Genomic DNA, 20,212 nt, shown 5'->3' on the forward strand with positions numbered 1-20,212 from the left:
GTTTCGGCCGGGAAGTGCCCCTAAGATCCGGCTCGCGGGGGCAGATCCCGCCGAATTGCAGGAAAACTACGGGGGAGAGTCATTGATGCAGGATTCCGGCGCTCCGGCCCACGGCCTCGGGGCCGACGTGCAGTTCACCGAGCAGGACCTCGCGCTCGTCGATGCCCTGCAGTCGGCGCCGCGTGCCCCGTGGTCGGCCGTCGGACGGGCCCTGGGCGTCGACGCGACGACGGCCGCCCGCCGCTGGGAGCGGCTGACGGCCGGCGGGCTGGCCTGGGTGACCGCCTACGACTCGGCCAGGAACGGCGCCGTGGGCTTCGTCGAGGTGAGCAGCGAACCCGGCGCCCACCGGGCGGTGAGCGCGCAGGCGTGCGCGCTGCCCTGGGTGTTCAGCGTCGACGAGACGTCGGGCGAGTTCGATCTCCTGCTGTCGGTGGGAGCCTTGTGCCCGTCCGAGCTCGGCCGGGCCGTGCACCGCGCCGTCGGCGGCCTGCGGGGCGTGCGTGCGCTGCGGATGCAGATGGGTGTCGCCCTGTTCGGCGAGGGCGGCGACTGGCGCATCCGGGCCATGGAACCGGCCCGGCGCGCCGGACTCGGCACCTCCGGCGTGCCGAGCCGCACGCCGTACGCCGTCCGCACCGGCGGCCGGGGGCCGGCGCAGGACAAGGCGCTGCTGACGGCCCTGAGCGGCGACGGCCGCCTCGGCTACGCGGCGCTCGCCGCCGCGACCGGGCTGAGCGAGCACGTGGCCCGCCGCGGGGTGCAGCGGATGCTCCGCGACGGCGACCTGCGGCTGCGCTGCGACTTCGCCCACCCGCTCGCCGGTCTGCGGACGACGGCCGTGTACCGCATGGCGTCCCCGCACCGCCTCCTCGCGCAGGCCGGGCAGGGACTGGCCCGGCTGAGTCAGGTCCGGCTGTGCGCCTCGGTCACCGGCCCGCACAACCTGCTCGTCCAGGTGCTGCTGCACAGCCTGTCGGACATCGACCGGTTCGAGGCGCAACTCGCCGCCTCGTTCCCGGAGTTGGAGATCAAGGACCGCACGCTCGTGATGCACACGCCGAAGCGGATGGGCTGGCTCCTCGACGACCGCGGCCGCGCCGTCGGCCGGGTTCCGCTGACTCCGCCCGAGGGCTGAGCCGCGTTCGGGGGCCGAGCCGCGTCCGCCTCACCGGGGTGCGGGCGGGAGCACCGTGTACGGCAGCGGGTCGAAGCCGTTGAAGCCCCGGGTGAGGTAACTGACCGCGTACGCGCCGCTGGAGAGGATCCACACCGGGTCGCCGGAGGCCACCGCGCGGGGGACGGGGACGCGGCCGGTCGCGTACCCGTGCGGGAACGCGTCGTCGCTGTCGCAGGTCGGGCCGGCGACCACGGCGGGGACGTACTCCGGGTCCGGGTGGGTCGGGAAGACCAGCCGGTACTGCACCTGGTCCATCTCGTACAGGCCGTTGTACTTGCCGCAGCTCAGGTACAGCCAGTGCTCCCGTTCGCCGTCCGGCTGCTGACGGGACGTCAGCCGGTAGACGTGGGCCCGGATCGCGCCCTGGTCGGCGACCAGGTGGCGGCCGGGTTCCAGGACGAAGTCCAGCTCGCCGCCGTGCAGCCGGCGCAGCTGGTCGAGGCCCTGCCGGACGACCTGGAAGATCTCGTCGAGCGGCGGGTCGAGGACGGTGCCGTGCCGGTCGACGTACCCGAGGGCGGGCAGGCCGCCGCCGAGGTTGATGTGGTCGAGCCCGATCCCGTGCCGTTCGAGCTCGACCAGCACGTCGCCGAGCAGTTCGAAGGCCGCCGTCCAGGCCTTGGACGTCAGCTGCTGGGAGCCGACGTGCACCGAGAGTCCGGCGGGGGTCAGTCCGGCGTCCCGGGCGGCCGTCAGCACCTGGACGGCGTCCGCCGGCGAGCAGCCGAACTTGCGGCTGAGCCCCCAGAGCGCGCCCTCGCCGGTGGTGGCGAGTCGGCAGAACACCCGGGATCCCGGGGCGTGTTGGGCGATCGCGGCGACGTCCGGGAGGCTGTCGGTGGCGAAGTCCCGGATGCCCAGGCGGTACGCCTCGGCGATGCCCCGGTCCGATTTGACGGTGTTGCCGTAGTGCACCCGGTCGACGGGCACGCCGGTGCGCAGGGCCTGGGCGATCTCGTGCGGGCCGGCCGCGTCGAAACCGGCTCCGAGCGCGGTCAGTTCGGCGAGCACCTCGTCCACCGGGCAGGCCTTGAGGGCGAACCGGACGGCGATGCCCGGCAGTTCGTCCAGCAGGGTGGCGTAGCGGCGGGCGATGCCGGCCAGGTCGTAGAAGATCCGGTCGTCGGTGGACGCGGTCAGGGCGGAGCGCAGCGCGGGGGTGAGGGAGCGGAGTCCGGCGTTCTGGTTCAACGGGCCGGGTCCTCGTCGTGCCGGGACCGGGGCTTCATGACGGCGCGCACGGCGTCGCGCAGGTGGTCGCGGTGGGGTTGCAGGGCGCGGTCGAGCGGGAGGGCGAACGGCAGCACGGCGCCGTCCGGGCGGGTGATCCGCCGGGGCGGGGCGATCAGGCGCATCTCCTCGGCGGCGGTGGCGAGGATCTCGGCGCCGATGCCGCAGCTGCGGTTGGAGTCGTCGACGACGACGAGGCGCCCGGTGCGTTCCAGCGAGCCGGCCAGGGCCGTCCAGTCGAACGGGTGGAGGGTGCGCGGGTCGAACACCTCGACGGAGATCTCCGGGGCGAGCTCCTCCGCGACGGCCAGGGCGTCGTGCACCAGGTGGCCGACGGCGACCACGGTGACGTCGGCGCCCTCGCGGTGGATCCTGGCCGTGCCCAGCGGGATCGGCGCCAGCTCCCAGGTGACGGTCTCGCGCACCGGCAGGGCGGCGGCCGGGGCGAACACGACGACCGGGTCGGGGTCGGCGATCGCCGACCGGAGCAGTCCGTAGGCGTCGGTGGGGGTGGCCGGCACGACGGTCTTCATCCCGGCGTGGGCGAAGAGGCTGTAGGGGTGGTCGGAGTGCTGTCCGGCCCAGCCGTCCCGGGAGCCGGAGCCCGGCACCAGGCAGGTCAGCGGGACACCGGCCTGGCCGCCGGTCATCAGGGAGAACTTGTGGGCCTGGTTGACGAGTTGCTCGAAGACGAGGAAGAGCAGCGACGGGATCTGGAACTCGATCACCGGCCGTCGTCCGGTCAGCGCGGCGCCGACGGCCATCGAGGTGAAGGCCTGCTCGGAGAGCGGGGTGTCGACGATCCGGCCGGGGCCGAAGCGGTCGAGCAGGTTGAGGGTGGGGCCGGCCAGGCCGGCGCCGATGTCCTCGCCGAAGACGCAGACCGCCGGGTCCTCGGCGAGGGCGTCGGTGAGCGCCCGGTTGAGCGCCTTGGTGTAGGAGAGCCTCATGTCCTCGCCCCCGCCCTCGGGCGCAGCCCGTCGGCGTAGAGGTGGTCCAACGCCCCTGCCGGGTCCGGATGTTCGGAGGCGAGGGCGAACTCCTGGGCGGCGGCCAGCTGTTCGGCGACCGAGGCGTCCACCTGCGCGGCGAGGCCGGGCGGCAGGAGGGCGGCGGCGCGCGGCAGCGGGTCGAGGGCGCGCCAGTCGGCGATCTCCTCCGGGGTGCGGTAGCGCAGTTTCATCAGCCGTTCCATGGTGTGGTGCCCCTCGAAGCGGTAGGTGCGGCATTCGAGGAAGCCGGGACCGCCGCCGGCGGAGGCCCGTTCGACGGCCTCGGCGGTCGCCGCGCGGACGGCCTCGGTGTCCATCCCGTCCACCTCGGCGGCGGGGATTCCGAAGGCGGCGGCCCGGCCGGTGGCGCTGCCGGCCACCGAGGTGGCGGCCGGCAGCGTGGTGGCGTAGCCGTTGTTCTCGCAGACGAACAGCACCGGCAGCCGCCACATCGCGGCCAGGTTGAGGGACTCCAGCAGGACGCCCTGGTTGAGTGCGCCGTCGCCGAAGAAGGCGACCGCGACCCGGTCCTCGCCGGCCTGCCGGGCGGACCAGGCGGCGCCGACCGCGATCGCGCCGCCCGCGCCGACCATGCCGTTGGCGCCCAGGATGCCGAGCGAGAAGTCCGCGGCGTGCATCGAGCCGCCCCGGCCCCGGTTCAACCCGCCGGTGCGGCCGAGGAGTTCGGCCAGCAGCCGGTCCGGGGCCGCGCCCTTGGCGAGGACGTGGCCGTGGCCCCGGTGGGTGGAGGTGATCCGGTCCTGCGGGCGCAGCGCGGCGCACACGCCGACCGCCACCGCCTCCTGCCCGATGTACGGGTGGATGCCGCCGGTGATCGCCCCGGACTTCACCAGGCCGAGCGCGAGTTCCTCGAAGCCGCGGATCAGCCGCAGCATCCGGTAGCGTCCGGCGGGGGAGCCGAGGTCGCGGGGGTCGAGGTCGCGGGGGTCGAGGTCGCGGGGGTCGAGGTCGCGGGGGCCGGGCAGGCCCGTCACCGGGCGCCCCGCCAGACGACCGGGCAGATCTCGGGGTCGGCGTAGTCGGGGCGGCCGTCGGCGGTGCGGCGGACCAGCACGTCGTGGTTGTAGGAGGCGGGGGCGCCGTCCGGGCGGGTGGCGTGGCGATACTCGTTGGCACCGTCCTGGAGGTGCAGCGAGATCGCCCGGCGCGGGAAGTCGGCCAGGTTGGCGCCGCTGCCGTGGTAGGTGCGGCAGTGGTGGAAGCTGATGTGCCCGCGCGGGATGACGACCGGGACCTTGCGCACCTCGGCGCCGTTGTGGGCGGCGTTGGCGGCGAGGATCGACTCCAGCTCGGCGCGGTCGCGCTGGGCGAAGTGCCGGGTGGCGTCCTCCCCGGAGGGCAGCTCCTCCCAGCGGTTGCTGCCGTCGACCATGGTGATGGTGCCGTTCTCCACCCCGCAGTCGTGGAACGGGATGAAGGCGGTGAGCATCTCCTCCGAGGTCGAGGTGTGCCAGTAGTGCTTGTCGAAGTGCCACGGCACCTGGTTGGAGGGCTCCTCGGGCACCGGCGGCTTGAAGATCAGGGTCGACTGGAAGATCCGGATCTCCTCGGCCCCGGCGAGCACCGCGGCGACGGCGCCGACCAGCGGCTTGCGCAGGATCGCGGCGATCGCGTCGCTCTCGTAGTGCACGTAGTCGTTGTGCCGCTGGACCGGCCCGTGCGCGGGCTCCCAGGCGGCCAGCCGCGGCGGCCGGACGGGGAGGGCGCGGTCGCGCCGGCCCTCGTAGTAGTCGTCGGTGGCGGCCCGGAGGGCGTCGATCTCCTGGTCGGTGAACAGCTTCCCGGAGAGGTACCAGCCGTGCTCGCGGTAGCCGGCCACCTCCTCGGGCGTGGGCAGCAGGGCGGCCTCGGCCGGGGCCAGGGCGAACTCGGGTGCGGCGGTCACGGGGTGTGCCTCCTTCGGAGGGGCGGGTCGGGGCGGTCAGACGGAGGCGGCGGCGCGCTGGCGCTCGACGGCCTCGTAGAGCGCCTTGATGTTGGCGGTGCCGAAGGTGCCCGCGCCCTGGCGCTCGATCAGCTCCAGGAAGAAGGTCCGCCGGGGGTGGGTCGAGCGGGCGAAGATCTGGAACAGCTGGCCGCCGTGGTCCTGGTCGACCAGGACGTCCAGTTCGCGCAGCGTCCCCACCGGGATCGCGGTGTCGCCGAGCCGCTCGGCCAGGCCGTCGTAGTAGGCGCCCGGGGTGGACAGGAACTCGACGCCGTGCGACCTGGCGGTGCGGACGGCGGTGGCGATGTCGTCGGTGCGGAAGGCGAGGTGCTGGACGCCCGCGCCGTCGTGGTCGGCGAGGAAGGTGTCGATCTGGCCGGCCCGGCGGCCGGTGTCCGGCTCGATCAGGGTGAAGGTGACGTCCCCGGAGGGGCTCTGCACCACGCCGGAGTCCATCGCCTGCTCGCCGACCGCGATGTACTCGCCGAAGATCCGGTGCATGCCGAGCGCGGCCTCGCAGAACAGCACGGCCTGCGCCAACTGTCCGGCGGGCACACAGATCGCGACGTGGTCGAGGGCGTCCAGCAGGTCGCCGCCGGCGGGCTCCGGGGCGTCCGGCAGCGGGACGAAGCGCAGCGCGGTGTCGCCGAAGCCGGCGATCAGCGCGCCGGCCCGGTCCAGGACCTCGGCGCCGTGCCGCTCGGCCCGCTCCAGCGCGGCCTGCGGGTCGGTGCAGCCGAGCGCCAGCACGGCGACGCCCTCGCCGTGCCGCTCGACCCAGCGGGCCACCGGGTGGTCGGTGATCCCGCTGGAGTGCAGCCGCAGCCGGATGGCGCCCTGCTGGAGGTGGACGGTCCGTACCCCGGGCTTCCACACCGGCTGCTCGGCGTCGCGGCGGAAGCCGAAGCCGGTCTGCAGCTCTGCGGCGGTCTGCGCGCTGTCCGCGCAGTGGTACTCGACATGGGTGATCGTCTGGATCGACAACTGGACTCCCTGGAAGCGGAGTTGAGAGCGGATTGGGCTTACCGGACAGGCCCTAGGGGTGGGCTGCGGCGGCCGGTTCGGCGGTGCCGGTGGGCGTCGGCCCGAAGACCAGGCTGGTGTTGTGGCCGCCGAACGCGAAGGCGTTGCTCAACGCGGCCCGCAGCCGGACCGGGCGGGCCGCGCCGCGGACGTGGTCCAGGGCGCAGGCCGGGTCCGGCTCGTCCAGGTTGAGGGTCGGCGGGAGCAGGCCCCGGGCCACGGCCAGCACGGTCACGGCGGCCTCCACCGCCCCGGCCGCGCCCAGCAGGTGGCCGGTGGCGCCCTTGGTGGAGCTGACGGCGGGCCGGTGCGCGCCGAACACCGCGTTCAGCGCGGCCGATTCGGCGAGGTCGCCGAGCTTGGTGCCGGTGCCGTGCGCGTTGACGTAGCCGATGTCGGACGGGTCCAGGCCGGCATTGGCGAGAGCGGCGCGCATGGCGTCGGCGGCGCCCGCGCCGTCGGGGCGGGGCATGGTCGGGTGGTGGGCGTCGGTGGTGGAGCCCCAGCCGATCACCTCGGCGTACCCGGCCACGCCCCGGGCGGCGGCGTGGGCGGCGCTCTCCAGGACCAGGACGGCGCTGCCGTCGCCCAGCACGAAGCCGTTGCGGCGGATGTCGAACGGCCGGGACGCCTGCGCCGGGTCGTCCCAACCCTGGGCCAGCGCACGGGCGTTGGCGAAGGCGGAGACGATCGTCGGGTGCAGCGAGGCGTCCGTCCCGCCGCACACCACCACGTCCGCGTCGCCGGCCCGGATCAGCCGCAGTCCCTCGGCCACCGCCTGGGCGCCGGCCGCGCAGGCCGTCACGATCGCGGTGCTGAAGCCCCGGATGCCGTGCTTGATCGCGATCCGGGCGGTCGCCATGTTGGAGAGCATCCCGGGCAGCAGGTACGGGCTGACGCCGGGGCGGCCGCGGTCCTGGCGGCGGCGGGCCTGCTGCTCGTAGGTCTCCAGGCCGCCGCCGCCGGTGCCCAGCACCACGGCGGTGCGGCGGGCGTCGACGTCGCGGCCGACCACCAGCCCGGCGTCGGCCAGCGCGTCGTCCGCGGCGGCCATCGCCAGCAGCGCGAAGCGGTCGACGCAGCGGGTCTCGGTCGGCGGCAGCACCTCCTCGCCCTCGATGTGCGGGGCGATCCCGGCGGCGGGCAGCCAGCCGTGCGCGACGTGGCCCTCCGGTACGGCGGTGATGCCGCTGAGCCCGGCGGTCAGCGCCTCGAAGACCTCGTCGGGCCGGCGGCCCAGCGAGGTGACCAATCCCATGCCGGTGACGACGGCGCCCGGCCGTCCGACCCCGGTCATCGGGCGGCGGCCGAGGAGTTCATCGCGCCGAGGTGGCGCTCGCGCAGCAGGACCTTGCGGACCTTGCCGGTCGGGCCGAGCGGGATGTCCGCGTCGTCGACCACCAGGACCGAGCGGACGGTGGCGGCGGTGTGCTCGTCGAGCGCGGCGAGCACCTCCGGGGTGCGGTCGGCGGCCGGGTCGGCGCCGTCCGGGTCGGTGCTGTCCGCGAGGAGGAGCAGCACGTCGGTGACCACCCGGTCGCCGTCCTTCACCGCGACGACCGTGCAGTCCAGCACGCCGGGGACCTCGGCCAGCACCCGTTCCTCGGACATCGCGGTGTACAGCCGCCGGCCGTCGCCGAGGTCGACCGAGTCGACCAGCCGGTCGACGTGGTAGTAGTAGCCCTCCTCGTCCCGGTACATCAGGTCGCCGGTGAGGAAGCGGCCGCGCAGCCGGGTGCGGTAGGTGGTGACCGAGTCGTTCCAGTAGCCGGGTGCCAGGGTCGGGGAGGCGGTGGCGAGTTCGCCGACCTCGCCGGGGCCGAGCGGCTCGCCGTCCGGGCCGACCACCTCGCAGTCGACGAAGGTGTGCGGACGGCCCACGCAGCGGCCGTACTTCTCGGTGCCGGGGGCGTGGGTGATGTGGAAGTGCGAGTGGCCCATCTCGGTCGAGCCCAGGCCGTCGACGAACACCGAGCCCGGCACCCGGCCGCGGCCCTCCCGGGTGACGGTCTCGCGCGAGCCCTGCGCGATCAGGCGACGGATGTGCGCCTCGTGCGCGCAGTCGCCGGTGTTCCACCACAGGCCGACCGAGGACAGGTCGCGGGCGGACAGGTCCTGCCGGGCCAGGTCGGCCCAGCTGGTGGCGAAGCCGAACACGCTCTGCGGCTGCCAGCGTTCGATCGCGTCCAGCACGGCCGGGCCGGTCTGCTGGGAGATCAGGTGCAGCTGGGAGTGGAAGCTGAGCGCCAGGTTGAGCGCGATCAGCGTCGCGGCGTGCGCGGCGGGCAGCGCGCTCAGCACCCGGTCGATGCCCTGCGGCCGGGGCAGGGCCGCGCGGTGCCGGATCGACGCGTACAGGCTCTGGTGCGAGTGCACCACGGCCTTCGGCATCCCGGTGGTGCCGGAGGAGTGGGTGATCGCGACCGGGTCGTCCGCGTGGTGGCGGTAGGGGGCGGGCGCCGCGTCCGGGTCGCCGGAGCCGAGGTCGGCGGCGTCGGCGAGGACCGGGGTCGCCGGGTCGTACCCGGCCAGTTCGGCCCGGTGCGCGGGGTCGGCGAGGATGCCGACCGCGCCGAGGCGGGCGATGTAGTGGGCCGCGCGCTCGCCCTCCACCCCCGGGTTGAGCAGCGCCGGGATCGCGCCGAGCCGGGCCAGCGCCAGGAACGACAGCACCTGGTCGGCGGCGGCGGTCGCGTACACCACCACCACGTCCCGCCGGCCGACGCCGAGGGCGTGCAGCGCGGCGGCCCGGGCCCGGACGGCGCGGTCCGCCTCGCGCAGGGTCAGGGCCGCGCGGGCGGCGTGCCCGTCCACCGGGGTGTCGAAGGTCAGCAGCGGGTCGTCGAGACCGATGCCCAGGGCGATCCTGCTGGTCAGCACGTTCCCGGCGCCGACGTCCGGGTCGTTCGCCAGGAGGCTGCGGATGCTGCGGATGCTCACGGTGATGGATCCCTCCCATGGTGCTGACCATGCGGGTGCGGTGCGGCGTCCGGGGACGCGTACGGACTTGGTGGCGGAGAGCGGGGTGGCGGAGAGCGGGGTGCGCGCGGTCAGACGGAGACCAGGACGGCGGTGGCGTGGCCGGTGCCGGTGCCGGTGCCGGCGCTCTGCTCGGCGGGCCGGTCGGGCCGGTCGGGCTGCTCGGCCTGTTCGGGTTGCTCGGCGGAGATGACCAGGACCTGGTCGGCGTCGCCGTCCGCGAGCAGCAGGGCAGCCAACTCCAGTGCGTCCGGCGGGACTTCACCGGGTGCGGCGGCGTCTGCGGGGCTGATCGCGACGACCGGGCCGGTCAGGCCCCAGCGGGCGGCGATGTGCCCGAGGACGGCGTTCGGGTTGGACTGGAAGAACAGCAGCGGCGGCATCCGGTGCCGCGTCGCGCCGGTGTCGATGGCCAGCGCGGTGGCGCGGTCGCCCCCGGCGCTGGCGAGCAGCAGGGCGGTGCGGCGCGGCGCGCCGGGGCCGTCGGGTCGGGGTTCGCCGAAGTGCTCGGCGAGGCAGAGGTCGGCGACGGCCGCGACCAGCGGGTTGAAGTCCGAGGCGGAGAAGCCGGGCAGCGGGGGCGGCGGCTTGCCGGGGGGCCAGTTCGCGGTGGCGAGGGTGTGCAGGGGGTTCATGCGGCGGCCACCAGGAGTGCGGTGTTGGCGCCGCCGAACGCCGAGTTGAGGCTCAGCGCGTAGCGGGGACGGGCGTCCGTGCGCGGTCCGGCCAGGACGAGGTTCAGTCCGATCTCCGGGTCCGGGCCGAGCCAGCCGGCGTTGACCGGCAGGCGTCCGCTTTCCAACGCGCCGATGGTGACGGCGAGTTCGAGCAGCGCGGAGGCCTCCAGGGCGTGCCCGTGGACGGACTTGCTGGAGCTGACCGGCAGCCCGGCCAGCGTGTCGCCGAACACCTCGCGCAGCGCCCGCGCCTCCGCCAGGTCGGACATCGGCGAACCGGTGCCGTTGGCGTTGACGTAGCCCACCTCGGACGGGGCGACCCCCGCCCGGGCCAGCGCGGACCGGGCCGCCCGGGCCACGCCCGCGCCGTCCGGTCGCGGCCGGCACACGTGGTGCGCGTCGCCGGAGCGGCCCCAGCCGGCCAGCCGGGCCAGCGGGCGGGCGCCGCGCCCGGCGGCGGCGTCCGCCGCCTCGACCACCACGGCCACCGCGGCGTCCCCGAGCAGGGTGCCGCTGCGTCCGGCGCTGAACGGCCGCAGCGCGCCGTCGCGGGCCAGCGCCCGGCCCGCGTCGAACGCCGCGAAGACGCCGGGCTCCACCAGGTGCCCGGCCGCGACCAGCACCCGGGGGTGCCGGCCGGAGCCGACCATGGCGGCGGCGTCGGCCAGCGCGGTGGCGGCGGCCACGCAGGCGCCGGTGTAGACCCGGGTCACCCCGGCCAGGCCGAGGGCGGCGGCGCCCTTCGACACCTCCGCTGCCACCTCGCGGGTGTGCAGGTCACTGTGCAGGGCGAGCAACAGCGGTGCGCCGTCCGGGAGTTCGGCCTGCCGGTGGGCGTCGGCGACGGCGCCGAGCACCGCGGCGGCGAGCGGCGGCGGATCGGCCAGCAGGGCCGCCCGCCGGGTGCCGCGCCGGGCGACGTCGAAGCGGGTCACCTCGGCGAACCCGGTGCCGGCCGTGGCGGTCGCGACGGTCGCGGCGGCCAGCGGGGCGAGCCCGGCGCCGAAGGCGCTGAGCACCCCGAGGCCGGTGAACACCGGCCGTCCGGCCGGCGGTGCGCTGCTGCTCATGACCGGGCGACCCCGCCGGGGGAGGCGGCGGCGGCCTGCACGGCCTCGCGCAGCAGCACGACGGCGTCGTCCACCGTCCGGACGGCGGCGAAGCGCTCGTCCGAGAGCTCCAGCTCGATGCCGTAGCGCTGCTCGAACTCGGCGGTCAGCCAGGTGAGTTCGAGCGAGCCGAGGCTCTCGGGCACGCTCTCCGCGGTACGCCGGCCGAACGCCGCGAGCATCGCCACGACCTCGGCCCGGCCCGGCAGCACGGGCGTGCTCACGCGGCGGTGCCGGTGGTGGCGGTGGCGGCGATCCGGCGGGCCACGTCGGCGGTGAACTGGTCGAGGGTCATCAGCGCGGTGGTCTCCATCTCCTCCGCCTCGAACTTGACCCCGAACTCGTCCTCGACCTGGACCGAGAGCTCGGCCAGCGCCAGCGACTCCAGGTCGAGGCCGGCCGGGCCGAGGTCGGTGTCGCCGGTGATCCCGTCGACGTCGTACTTCATCTCGGCGAGTGCCGCGATGACGAACTCCTGGATGCGCTCCTGCATGGTGTGCTCCTCGTGCTGGGTCGGGGTTCGGTGCGATGCGGTCCGACGGACCGACGGTCGATCAGGGGGCGGCGGCGCGCAGCGCGGCGGTGTCGCGGACGAGCTTGCCGGTGGCGGTGCGGGGCAGCGCCGGGAGGAAGGTGAGCTGTCGGGGCCGCTTGAAGGGGGCCAGCTCGCGGGCCAGCGCCTCCCGGACGGCGTCGGCCCGGTCGGCGGCTCCGGCGGCTCCGGCGGCTCCGGAGGCCTCGGTGGTTTCGGTGGCCAGGTAGGCCTCGATGGCGCCGTCCGCGAAGACCACCACGGCCTCGCGGACCTCCGGCAGGGCGGCGATGGTGTGTTCGACCTCGTTGAGGTCGACCTTGAGGCCGCCGATCGAGACCTGTGAGTCGCGCCGGCCGAGCACGGTGACGCGGCCGGTCGCCGGGTCGACCCGGCCGGCGTCGCGGGTGTGCAGTCGGCCGTCCGACCAGCGGGTGGGGTCGGTGAGGCCGGGGTACGGGGAGGCGGCCATGGCGATGTGCAGTTCGCCGCCGTCCTCGCGCACGTCCATGCCGTGGACGGGTGCGGCCTCGGGGTGCAGGGCGCCGTCGAGGTCGGTGGCGATGACGCCGAGTTCGGTCATCCCGTACATGGTGCCCAGCGGCACGCCGTACCGGTCGGTGAAGGCGGCGGGCAGGCCCGGGCGGACCAGCTCGCCGGCGACGATCATCCGGCGCAGCTGCGGCAGCGGCGGCGGGTCGGCCGCGCCGGCCAGCAGCTCGGCGTGGAACGGGACGCCGATCACGGTGGTCGGCCGGTCGTCCGCGGCGATCGTGGCCAGGATGCCCGCCGTGGTCATCCGCGCGGGGACGGTCAGCGGCACCCGGGCGTGCAGGCTGTTCAGCAGCCCGCCGACCAGGCCGAGGACGTGCACCATCGAGGAGAGCAGGACGACCCGCTCGCCGGCCTTCGGGAACGCCGCCAGCCGTGCGTAGCAGTCGAGTTCGCGCAGCAGGTCGGCCCCTGTCCGGGCGATCACCTTGGCCGGGCCGGTCGAGCCCGAGCTGAGCTGCACCAGGGCGTGGCCGGTCGCGGCCGGGCGGCCGTTCGGCAGCGCCACCGGCACCGGGTCGGTCTCGGCGAAGCCGCGCATGGCCGCTGCCGGGCCGTGCGCCGACTCGACCAGCACCTGGGGCGCCAGCCGTTCGAGGGCGCGGGCGACCTCGTGGTCGGTGAGCCGGTGGTCCAGCAGGACGGCCTGGGCGCCCAGTTGCCAGCAGGCGAGCAGCGCGGCCGCGTAGCCGAGCGAGGGCGCCAGCCGCAGCGCGGCCGTGCCGCCGCGGTGCAGGCCGGCGGCGGTGAGCCGGGCGGCCTGTTCGGCGACCAGGGCGCGCAGCGCGGCCCGGTCCACGGGGGCGCCGAAGCGCAGGCACTCCTGGTCGGCGGGGCCGGCCAGCAGGTGGCGGTCCACCCAGTCGTGCGGGGCCTCGCACGGCTGGGGCGGGAGAACAGGAAATCCGGTCAACACCACTCCACGAAGGGGAGGTTGGAAGGACGCCGGTCACGACCAACGGGGGCGGTTCGGCTTCCTGACGATTACACAGGGGTTCGAACCGAATCAAGGTCTAGACCATTGGGGGAGTGGCCTCCTACGCTGCCGGGCCGGAGCGGGCCCGACCGAGGCCTGCCCGGAAAGGCAGACCCTTGGAAGCGCTGGAACTGGCGGACTTCGAACGCGCGGCCCGCGACCGACTCCCCGCCGAGATCTGGGACTTCGTGCAGGGCGGCAGCGGCGCCGAACGCACCCTCGCCGCCAACCGGGCCCGGTTCGAACAGTGCCGGCTGCGCCCGCGCACCCTGGTCGACGTCTCCGCCACCGACCAGGGCCTCACCCTGCTCGGCAGCCGCCTGGAGACCCCCGTCGGCATCGCCCCGATGGCCTACCACCGGCTGTTCCACCCCGAGGGCGAGGTCGCCACCGCCCGCGCCGCGGGCCGCGCGGGCGCGCTCATGGTCGCCGGGATCTTCGCCAGCCGCACCCTGGAATCCATCGCCGAGGCCGCCACCGGCCCGCTCTGGCTCCAGCTGTACTGGCTGCGCCGCCGCGACGCGCTCGCCGCCCTGGTCGAACGCGCCGAAGCCACCGGATTCCGCGCCCTGGTGCTCACCGTGGACGCCCCCCGGATCGGCCGCCGCCTGCGCGACGCCCGCAACGGCTTCGCGATCCCCGCGCACGTCCGCGCCGTCAATGTCGACCAGGCCGTGATGGCCGCCAGCCACCGCGCCGGCCACGGCAGTTCGGGCATCGCCGACCACGCCAAGGAGCAGTTCGACCCCACCCTGACCTGGGCCGACCTCGCCTGGCTGCGGGCACGCACCTGCCTGCCGATCGTCCTCAAGGGCATCCTCACCGCCGAGGACGCCCGACTCGCCGTCGAACACGGCGTCGACGCCGTCCTGGTCTCCAACCACGGCGGCCGCCAGCTCGACGGTGCCCTCCCGTCCCTCGCCGCGCTGCCCGAAGTGGCCGCCGCCGTGCCGCCGAACCTGCCCGTCCTCCTGGACGGCGGTGTCCGCACGGGCACGGATGTTGCCCTCGCGGTCGCCCTCGGTGCTCAGGCCGTCCTGATCGGCCGGCCGGTGCTGTGGGGGCTGGCGGTCGACGGGGAGAATGGCGCCGCGCAGGTTCTTGACCTGCTGAAGGCCGAACTCGACGACACGCTGGCCCTGTTGGGGCGGCCTCGGCTCACTGATCTCGACCGCACGGCGGTCGTCCCCGAAGCGGCCTGCTAGGGCTGCGCGACAAGCGCGGGCCACGTCCGCAAGGTCGCGAGCACGTGCAGGTCATTGTCCTGCGTCGCGATCTCGCGGTCGGGTCCTTCCGCTTCGCGCAGTTCTCCCCCAGCCCTGGCGGGCCGGGAGGTACCCCCACGCGCCCCCGGTTTGCCACCTGCCCCTACCCAAGGAACGACTCTTGCCACTGCATCCCCAGGCCGAGGCCATGCGTCAGCAGCGTGCTGCCGCCGGTGTGCCTCCGCTGTACACCCTTACCCTGGCCGAGGCCCGTGTCGCGGATCTCGCCGACATCCGGGCCGCCGCCGGGAATCCGGAACCGGTGGGCTCGGTCGAGGAGTTGACCGTCGACGGCCCCGGCGGCCCGCTGCCGCTGCGGGTCTACCGTCCCGAGACCGGTGATGCTCGACTGCCCGTCCTGCTCTACCTGTTCGGCGGCGGCTGGACTCTCGGCTCGCCGGACACCAGCGACGCGATCTGCCGCCGCCTCACCAACGCCGTCGGGTGTCTCACCGTCTCGGTCGGCTACCGGCTCGCCCCCGAGCACCCCTTCCCGGCCGCCGTGCACGACGTGATCGCCGCCGCCGAGTGGATCGCCGCGCACGCCGCCGAACTCGGGGGCGACGCCGCCCGGTTGGCGGTGGCGGGCGACAGCGCGGGCGGCAACCTGGCCGCCGCGCTGACCCTGGCCGCCCGCGAGCGCGGCGGCCCGGCGCTCCGCCACCAGCTGCTGGTCTACCCCAACACCGACCACGCCGCGGACACCCCGTCCGTCCGCGAGCACGACGACCCGCTGCTGTTCAACCGCCGCTCGGTCGCCTGGTACTGGGGCCACTACCTGGCCGACCCGGCCGACGGCGCGAACCCGCTGGCCTCCCCGCTGCGCGCCCCCTCGCTGGCCGGTCTGCCGCCCGCCACCGTGATCACCGCCGAGTACGACCCGCTGCGCGACGAGGGCGAGGCGTACGCACAGGCCCTGCGCGCCGCCGGCGTCCCCGTCGAGCTGCGCCGCTACGACGGCATGCCGCACGGCTTCTTCGCGATGGCCGGCGTCCTGGACGACGGCCGCGACGCCCAGCACTACGCCGCCGACCGACTGCGGGAGGCCCTCCGATGAGCACCGTCACGCTGCCGCTGGGCGACCTGCACGCCAGCCTGGCCGATCCGCTGCTGGACGCGATGACCTTCCTCAACGAGGTCACCGAGCGTTACCCGGACGCGCTCTCCTTCGCCCCCGGCCGCCCGCACGAGGGCTTCTTCGAGCCCGAGGACGTCCACAGCCACCTGGACACCTACCTCGCCCACCTCGCCGAACGCGGCCTCAGCGGCAGCGCCGTGCGTACCGCGCTGTTCCAGTACGGCCCGACCAAGGGCATCATCGCCGACCTGGTCGCCCGCACCCTCGCCAACGACGAGGGCCTGCACGCCGCGCCCGAGTCGCTGGTGCTCACCGTCGGCGCGCAGGAGGGGATGCTGCTGGTGCTGCGCGCGCTGTGCGCCACGCCCGAGGACGTCCTGCTGGTCAGCTCGCCCTGCTACGTCGGCGTCACCGGCGCCGCCCGGCTGCTCGACCTGGCGACCGTGCCCGTCCCGGAGGGCCCGGCCGGCGGCCCCGACCCGGAGGCCGTGCGCGAGGCGGCCCGCGCCGTCCGGGCGGCCGGCCGCCGTCCGCGCGCGCTGTACGTCGTCCCCGACTTCGCCAACCCGTCCGGCGCGAGCATGCCGGTCGAGGCGCGCGCCGGGCTGCTGGACGCGGCGGCCGAGGAAGGGCTGCTGGTGATCGAGGACAACCCGTACGGCTTCTTCGCCCGCGAGCCCGGCGCGCGGCCCACCCTGAAGGCGCTGGACCGGCGCGGCCAGGTGGTCTACCTCGGCTCCTTCGCCAAGACCTGCTTCCCCGGCGCCCGGCTCGGCTACGTCGTCGCCGACCAGCAGGTGCTCGCCCCGGACGGCCGCCGCACGCTGCTCGCCGACGAACTGGCCAAGCTGAAGAGCATGACGACGGTCAACACCCCGGCGCTCAGCCAGGCCGTGATCGGCGGCATGCTGCTCCGGTACGACTGTCGACTGCGCGAGGCCAACGGCCCGGCCCGCGCCCACTACGCGGCCAACCTGGCAGCTCTGCTGCGGGAGTTGGAGCGGCACTTCCCGCCGGCCGAACGGGCCCGGCTCGGCGTGTCCTGGAACGAGCCGGAGGGCGGCTTCTTCGCCGTGCTCCAGGTGCCGTTCACCGCCGACGAGGCGGCGATGGAGCGCTGCGCCCGCGAGCACGGCGTGCTCTGGACGCCGATGGCCCCGTTCTACCCGGCGGGCGGCGGCGAGCGCCGACTGCGACTGTCGATCAGCGCGCTGAGCGAGCATCAGATCGAGACGGGCGTGGCCCGGTTGGCGGACTTCATCAAGGCCGCCGCGAGCTGAACACAGCACGGAGGAGGGGGAGGGGCCGCGGCCCCTCCCCCTCCTCCGTGCGTACGCGGCTACCGGATGCGGGCCGAGAACAGCCGGGCCGACCAGAACACCGCCACGGCCGTCAGCGCCGTGACGATCAGCAGCCCCTGCCAGACCACGCTGTCGCCGGGGTGCCCGGAGAACAGCGCCCGCATGCCCTCCACCGCCCAGTAGAAGGGGTTCCACTCCGCCACCCGCTGCAGCCACATCGGCGCCAGCGCCAGCGGCAGCAGCACGCCGGAGAGCAGGCCGATGGGCTGGGCGATGGTGTTCACCACCGGTGCCATCGCGGCGTCGTTGGGCAGCGCCAGCGCGATGCCGTACGAGAGCGCCGAGGTCATCAGCGCCAGCAGGCCGAGCAGGACGTAGGCCAGCAGCAGGCTCGGCAGGTCGACCCGCAGGCCGAACGGCAGCGCGGCCACCGTGATGATGACCGCCTGGACGAGCAGCCCGACCATCTCGCGCAGCGCCCGCCCCAGCAGCAGGGCGAGCCGGCTGACCGGGGTCACCCGGGAGCGCTCGATGATGCCCGCCTTCAGCTCGCCGAGCAGGCTGAAGCCGGTGTAGAGGCCGCCGAAGATGCAGAGCACCGCCAACAGGCCCGGAACGTAGATCTGGTAGGCCTCGGCATAGGTGCTGGCGCCCATGGGGGCCAGCACCTTCTTGAGCAGCGGGGCGAACAGCAGCAGGTAGAAGACCGGCTGGGTGATGCCGATGACGATCCAGATCGGTGTGCGCCACATCAGCAGCGCTTGCCGCTGGAAGACCAGCCAGGTGTCACGGGCGAGCTTCACGGAAGGAACCCCAGGGATCTCTCGTCAGGACTGTTCGATGGAGCGGCCGGTGCGGGCCAGGAAGACGTCGTCCAGGCTCGGCCGCTGGAGCTGCACCGTCCCGGGGACGATGCCCGCCCCGTTCAGGACGCTCAGCAGCTGCGGGATCGCCGCCGCGCCGTCGTCCAGGTAGAGCCGCAGCCCGTCCTCGCCCGGCTCCAGCCGGTGCAGGTACGGCTGCCCGCGCAGGGCGTCGGCCGCGGGCGCGGTCTCCCCGGCGGCGAGGCCGAGCAGGACGACGTCGCCGGAGATCTCGCGCTTGAGCGCCTCGGGCGTGCCCTCGACGACGACCTGGCCGTGGTCGACGATCGCGACCCGGTCGCAGAGCGCGTCGGCCTCGTCCAGGTAGTGGGTGGTCACCACCACCGTCATGCCCTCGGTGCGCAGCCGCTCGATCTCGGCCCACACCTGGCCGCGGCTGGCCGGGTCGAGGCCGACCGTCGGCTCGTCCAGGAACAGCACCTTCGGGGAGTGGATCACCCCGAGGGCGATGTCCACCCGGCGGCGCTGGCCGCCGGAGTAGGTGCTGCAGTGGCGGTCGGCGAACTCGGTCAGGTCGAACGCCTTGAGGGCGTCCTCGGCCTGCCGCAGGGCGTCGGCCTTGCGGATGCCGTACATCCGGGCCTGCATCACCAGCTCCTCCCGGCCGGTGACGGCGTCGGCGGTGCCGCCGCCCTGGGCGACGTAGCCGATCCGGCGGCGGACCTCGGCCGGGTCGGCCAGCAGGTCGGCGCCGGCGATCAGGGCTTCGCCGCCGTCCGGGCGGATGAGCGTGGCGAGCATGCGCAGGGTGGTGGTCTTCCCGGCGCCGTTCGGGCCGAGGAAGCCGAAGATCTCGCCCGCCCGGACGTCCAGGTCGATGCCGCGGACGGCGTCGACGACGGTGCGGCCGTGCTTACCGGACGGATAGGACTTGCGAAGTCCCTTGGTCTCGATCAACCAGAACTCCCGGGCTGGGGCGGTGTACGGGGGACCGCGCCCGCCGACTCCCGTGCAGGGAAAGGGAGTCGGCGGGCGCGAAGCGGAATCAGGGCGCGACCAGCGCTTCCATCCGGTCGGCGGCGGCCAACGCCCCGCCACCGGAAAGCAGTTGACGACCGATCGACTCGGCGGCCGTCCGGTGGGAGGGATCGTCGAGCACCCGCCGCAGCCGCTCGGCGATCACCGGCGGGCTGACCCGGGCGAACGGGACCCGGAGGCCGGCCCCGGCCTCCACGACCCGCTGCGCCACGAACGGCTGGTCGTTGCGGATCGGCGCCGCCAGCACGGGGACACCGTGCGCCAGCGACTCGACCACGGTGTTCATCCCACCATGGCAGAGCACCGCGTCCAACCGGCCGCCGGACAGCAGTTCCAGGATCGGTGCCCGATCGACCACCACCACGGAGTCCGGAAGGGCAGCCGGCAGTGCCCCGCGGGGCGCGGCGATCACCGCCCGGACGTCCCCGCCGAGCTGCGCCAGCGCCTCGACGGTGCGGTGCAGGAAGTCCGCGCCGACCGCGTCCGACATCGTCCCCATGGTGACCAGCACGGTGCGCCGGCCCGGCTCCAGCCGCTCCCACGGGAACGCCGGATCGGCCGGACGCTGCGTCAGCACCGGCCCCACCAGGGCGTGGTGCGGCGGCGTCGGCAGATCACCGAGCAGCGCCCGCCCAGTGGTGGCCAGCAGCAGGTGCGGCGAGAAACGCGGGTCGGTGAACTCGTCGGCGGGCAGTTGGGCCCGCTCCCACAGCCCGGCCAGCAGGCCCGCCGTCCAGGCCTCGACCTGCGGCAGTGCCCGGTACGGGCGGCCCAGCTCCATCGCCCCCGGCGCCAGGCTCGCCCACGGCAGGCCGTGCCGGTGCGCGACCAGCGCGCCCGCCGGGGTGTGCTGGTCGACCAGCAGCGCGTCCGGCCGGAACTCCCGGACCACCGCGTCCAGTGGCTTCAGGGTGAACCTGGCGTACGGGACGACGAAGCCCTCCCACAGCGAGCGCAGCGAGGCCAGGCCGTGGCCGCCCATCGCGCGGAACATCCGGTTGCCGGTGCCGAAGATCCGGGCGTCGGGGCCGAGCAGCGGCCGCAGCATCGTCTCGGTGCCGGTCCAGGCGACCTGGTGGCCGCGCGCGACCAGCTCGTTCGCGATCCCGGACGCCGGGTTGACGTGCCCGGCCAGCGGCGGCACCACCATCAGGAAGCGGCTCATCGGCGCACCAGCTCCGCCAGGTCGCCGACGGTCAGGGCGGCCAGACCGTCCAGGTCGAGGCCGGCCCGCAGCGCGCCCAGGTCGGCGCCGAAGCGCTCCCGCAGCAGCGCGTCCAGGGCGGCGAACTCGCTCTCGTCCAGGGCGAGATCGCCGTCGAGTCGGTCCTCGGGGGCGAGCGACTCTGCCCAATCGGGCAGCGCGTCGGCGGCCTCGACCAGCGCGGCCAACAACCCCGGGTCGAGCCCGGTGGGGGGCCCGGAGGCCAGGTCGGAAGCGGTTTCTCGGTATACGGAAGAATGCGGGGAATCGGTCATCGGAAGGCTCCACCGGCTCGACGGCAACG

The 20,212-nt window shown here is 74.8% G+C and carries 20 protein-coding genes; 4 read left to right on the top strand and 16 right to left on the bottom strand.

The features are described from left to right. The first annotated feature begins 85 nt into the window (after positions 1–85). The gene (locus tag ACFV4P_RS14415) at positions 86–1,138 is read left to right on the top strand and encodes an Lrp/AsnC family transcriptional regulator (RefSeq protein WP_380470881.1); all 1,053 of its coding nucleotides are present in this window, start codon (positions 86–88) and stop codon (positions 1,136–1,138) included. A 30-nt stretch (positions 1,139–1,168) separates the two neighbouring features. Here the strand turns inward: ACFV4P_RS14415 and ACFV4P_RS14420 are convergent, their stop codons facing one another. From ACFV4P_RS14420 to ACFV4P_RS14475, 12 genes are all read right to left on the bottom strand, one after another. After that, on the bottom strand, positions 1,169–2,371 hold the full coding sequence (locus ACFV4P_RS14420; RefSeq protein ID WP_380470883.1) for a type III PLP-dependent enzyme: 1,203 nt from the start codon (positions 2,369–2,371) through the stop codon (positions 1,169–1,171). Further along, on the bottom strand, positions 2,368–3,360 hold the full coding sequence (locus ACFV4P_RS14425; RefSeq protein WP_073812950.1) for an alpha-ketoacid dehydrogenase subunit beta: 993 nt from the start codon (positions 3,358–3,360) through the stop codon (positions 2,368–2,370). Before ACFV4P_RS14425 ends, ACFV4P_RS14420 begins: the two co-directional genes overlap by 4 nt. Continuing rightward, positions 3,357–4,397, bottom strand: coding sequence for a thiamine pyrophosphate-dependent dehydrogenase E1 component subunit alpha (locus ACFV4P_RS14430; RefSeq protein WP_380470885.1), 1,041 nt, complete (start codon positions 4,395–4,397; stop codon positions 3,357–3,359). The genes ACFV4P_RS14425 and ACFV4P_RS14430 overlap by 4 nt, the downstream gene beginning before the upstream one ends. After that, a complete protein-coding gene (locus ACFV4P_RS14435; RefSeq protein ID WP_380470887.1) occupies positions 4,394–5,308 on the bottom strand; it encodes a phytanoyl-CoA dioxygenase family protein in 915 nt (304 codons plus the stop codon). The genes ACFV4P_RS14430 and ACFV4P_RS14435 overlap by 4 nt, the downstream gene beginning before the upstream one ends. Before the next feature lie 36 nt (positions 5,309–5,344). Then, on the bottom strand, positions 5,345–6,334 hold the full coding sequence (gene hppD / locus ACFV4P_RS14440) for a 4-hydroxyphenylpyruvate dioxygenase (protein WP_380470889.1): 990 nt from the start codon (positions 6,332–6,334) through the stop codon (positions 5,345–5,347). Between the two features lie 52 nt (positions 6,335–6,386). Then, positions 6,387–7,670 (bottom strand): beta-ketoacyl-[acyl-carrier-protein] synthase family protein, encoded by a 1,284-nt coding sequence (locus tag ACFV4P_RS14445; protein ID WP_380470890.1) that lies wholly within the window; start codon positions 7,668–7,670, stop codon positions 6,387–6,389. Beyond that, a complete protein-coding gene (locus ACFV4P_RS14450; RefSeq protein ID WP_380470892.1) occupies positions 7,667–9,313 on the bottom strand; it encodes an AMP-binding protein in 1,647 nt (548 codons plus the stop codon). Before ACFV4P_RS14450 ends, ACFV4P_RS14445 begins: the two co-directional genes overlap by 4 nt. A gap of 110 nt (positions 9,314–9,423) precedes the next feature. After that, positions 9,424–9,987, bottom strand: a complete 564-nt coding sequence (locus ACFV4P_RS14455; RefSeq protein ID WP_380470894.1) for a beta-ketoacyl synthase N-terminal-like domain-containing protein — start codon at positions 9,985–9,987, stop codon at positions 9,424–9,426. Continuing rightward, positions 9,984–11,099, bottom strand: a complete 1,116-nt coding sequence (locus tag ACFV4P_RS14460) for a beta-ketoacyl synthase N-terminal-like domain-containing protein (protein WP_380470896.1) — start codon at positions 11,097–11,099, stop codon at positions 9,984–9,986. Before ACFV4P_RS14460 ends, ACFV4P_RS14455 begins: the two co-directional genes overlap by 4 nt. After that, a complete protein-coding gene (locus ACFV4P_RS14465) occupies positions 11,096–11,362 on the bottom strand; it encodes an acyl carrier protein (protein WP_380470898.1) in 267 nt (88 codons plus the stop codon). Before ACFV4P_RS14465 ends, ACFV4P_RS14460 begins: the two co-directional genes overlap by 4 nt. Beyond that, positions 11,359–11,631 (bottom strand): acyl carrier protein, encoded by a 273-nt coding sequence (locus ACFV4P_RS14470; RefSeq protein WP_380470900.1) that lies wholly within the window; start codon positions 11,629–11,631, stop codon positions 11,359–11,361. The genes ACFV4P_RS14465 and ACFV4P_RS14470 overlap by 4 nt, the downstream gene beginning before the upstream one ends. Before the next feature lie 61 nt (positions 11,632–11,692). After that, positions 11,693–13,138 (bottom strand): class I adenylate-forming enzyme family protein, encoded by a 1,446-nt coding sequence (locus tag ACFV4P_RS14475; protein ID WP_380471428.1) that lies wholly within the window; start codon positions 13,136–13,138, stop codon positions 11,693–11,695. 176 nt (positions 13,139–13,314) lie between these two features. Between ACFV4P_RS14475 and ACFV4P_RS14480 the strand changes: the two genes are divergently transcribed. From ACFV4P_RS14480 to ACFV4P_RS14490, 3 genes are all read left to right on the top strand, one after another. Further along, complete coding sequence (locus ACFV4P_RS14480; RefSeq protein ID WP_380470902.1) at positions 13,315–14,403, top strand: alpha-hydroxy acid oxidase; 1,089 nt, start codon at positions 13,315–13,317, stop codon at positions 14,401–14,403. A gap of 181 nt (positions 14,404–14,584) precedes the next feature. After that, positions 14,585–15,520: an alpha/beta hydrolase gene (locus tag ACFV4P_RS14485; protein ID WP_380470904.1), complete on the top strand. Its 936-nt coding sequence runs from the start codon at positions 14,585–14,587 to the stop codon at positions 15,518–15,520. Continuing rightward, positions 15,517–16,821 carry a PLP-dependent aminotransferase family protein gene (locus tag ACFV4P_RS14490; RefSeq protein WP_380470906.1) on the top strand — a complete coding sequence of 435 codons (1,305 nt, stop codon included), beginning with the start codon at positions 15,517–15,519 and terminating at the stop codon, positions 16,819–16,821. Before ACFV4P_RS14485 ends, ACFV4P_RS14490 begins: the two co-directional genes overlap by 4 nt. Before the next feature lie 59 nt (positions 16,822–16,880). On the opposite strand, the gene ACFV4P_RS14495 is transcribed toward ACFV4P_RS14490, so the two are convergent. From ACFV4P_RS14495 to ACFV4P_RS14510, 4 genes are all read right to left on the bottom strand, one after another. Continuing rightward, complete coding sequence (locus ACFV4P_RS14495; protein WP_380470907.1) at positions 16,881–17,645, bottom strand: ABC transporter permease; 765 nt, start codon at positions 17,643–17,645, stop codon at positions 16,881–16,883. Between the two features lie 24 nt (positions 17,646–17,669). Further along, a complete protein-coding gene (locus ACFV4P_RS14500) occupies positions 17,670–18,623 on the bottom strand; it encodes an ATP-binding cassette domain-containing protein (protein WP_380470909.1) in 954 nt (317 codons plus the stop codon). Between the two features lie 88 nt (positions 18,624–18,711). Further along, positions 18,712–19,869 (bottom strand): glycosyltransferase, encoded by a 1,158-nt coding sequence (locus tag ACFV4P_RS14505; RefSeq protein ID WP_380470911.1) that lies wholly within the window; start codon positions 19,867–19,869, stop codon positions 18,712–18,714. Then, complete coding sequence (locus ACFV4P_RS14510; RefSeq protein ID WP_380470913.1) at positions 19,866–20,096, bottom strand: hypothetical protein; 231 nt, start codon at positions 20,094–20,096, stop codon at positions 19,866–19,868. Before ACFV4P_RS14510 ends, ACFV4P_RS14505 begins: the two co-directional genes overlap by 4 nt. Positions 20,097–20,212 lie beyond the last annotated feature (116 nt).

Origin of the sequence: Kitasatospora sp. NPDC059795, assembly GCF_042732175.1 — a bacterium.
Lineage (GTDB): Bacteria > Actinomycetota > Actinomycetes > Streptomycetales > Streptomycetaceae > Kitasatospora.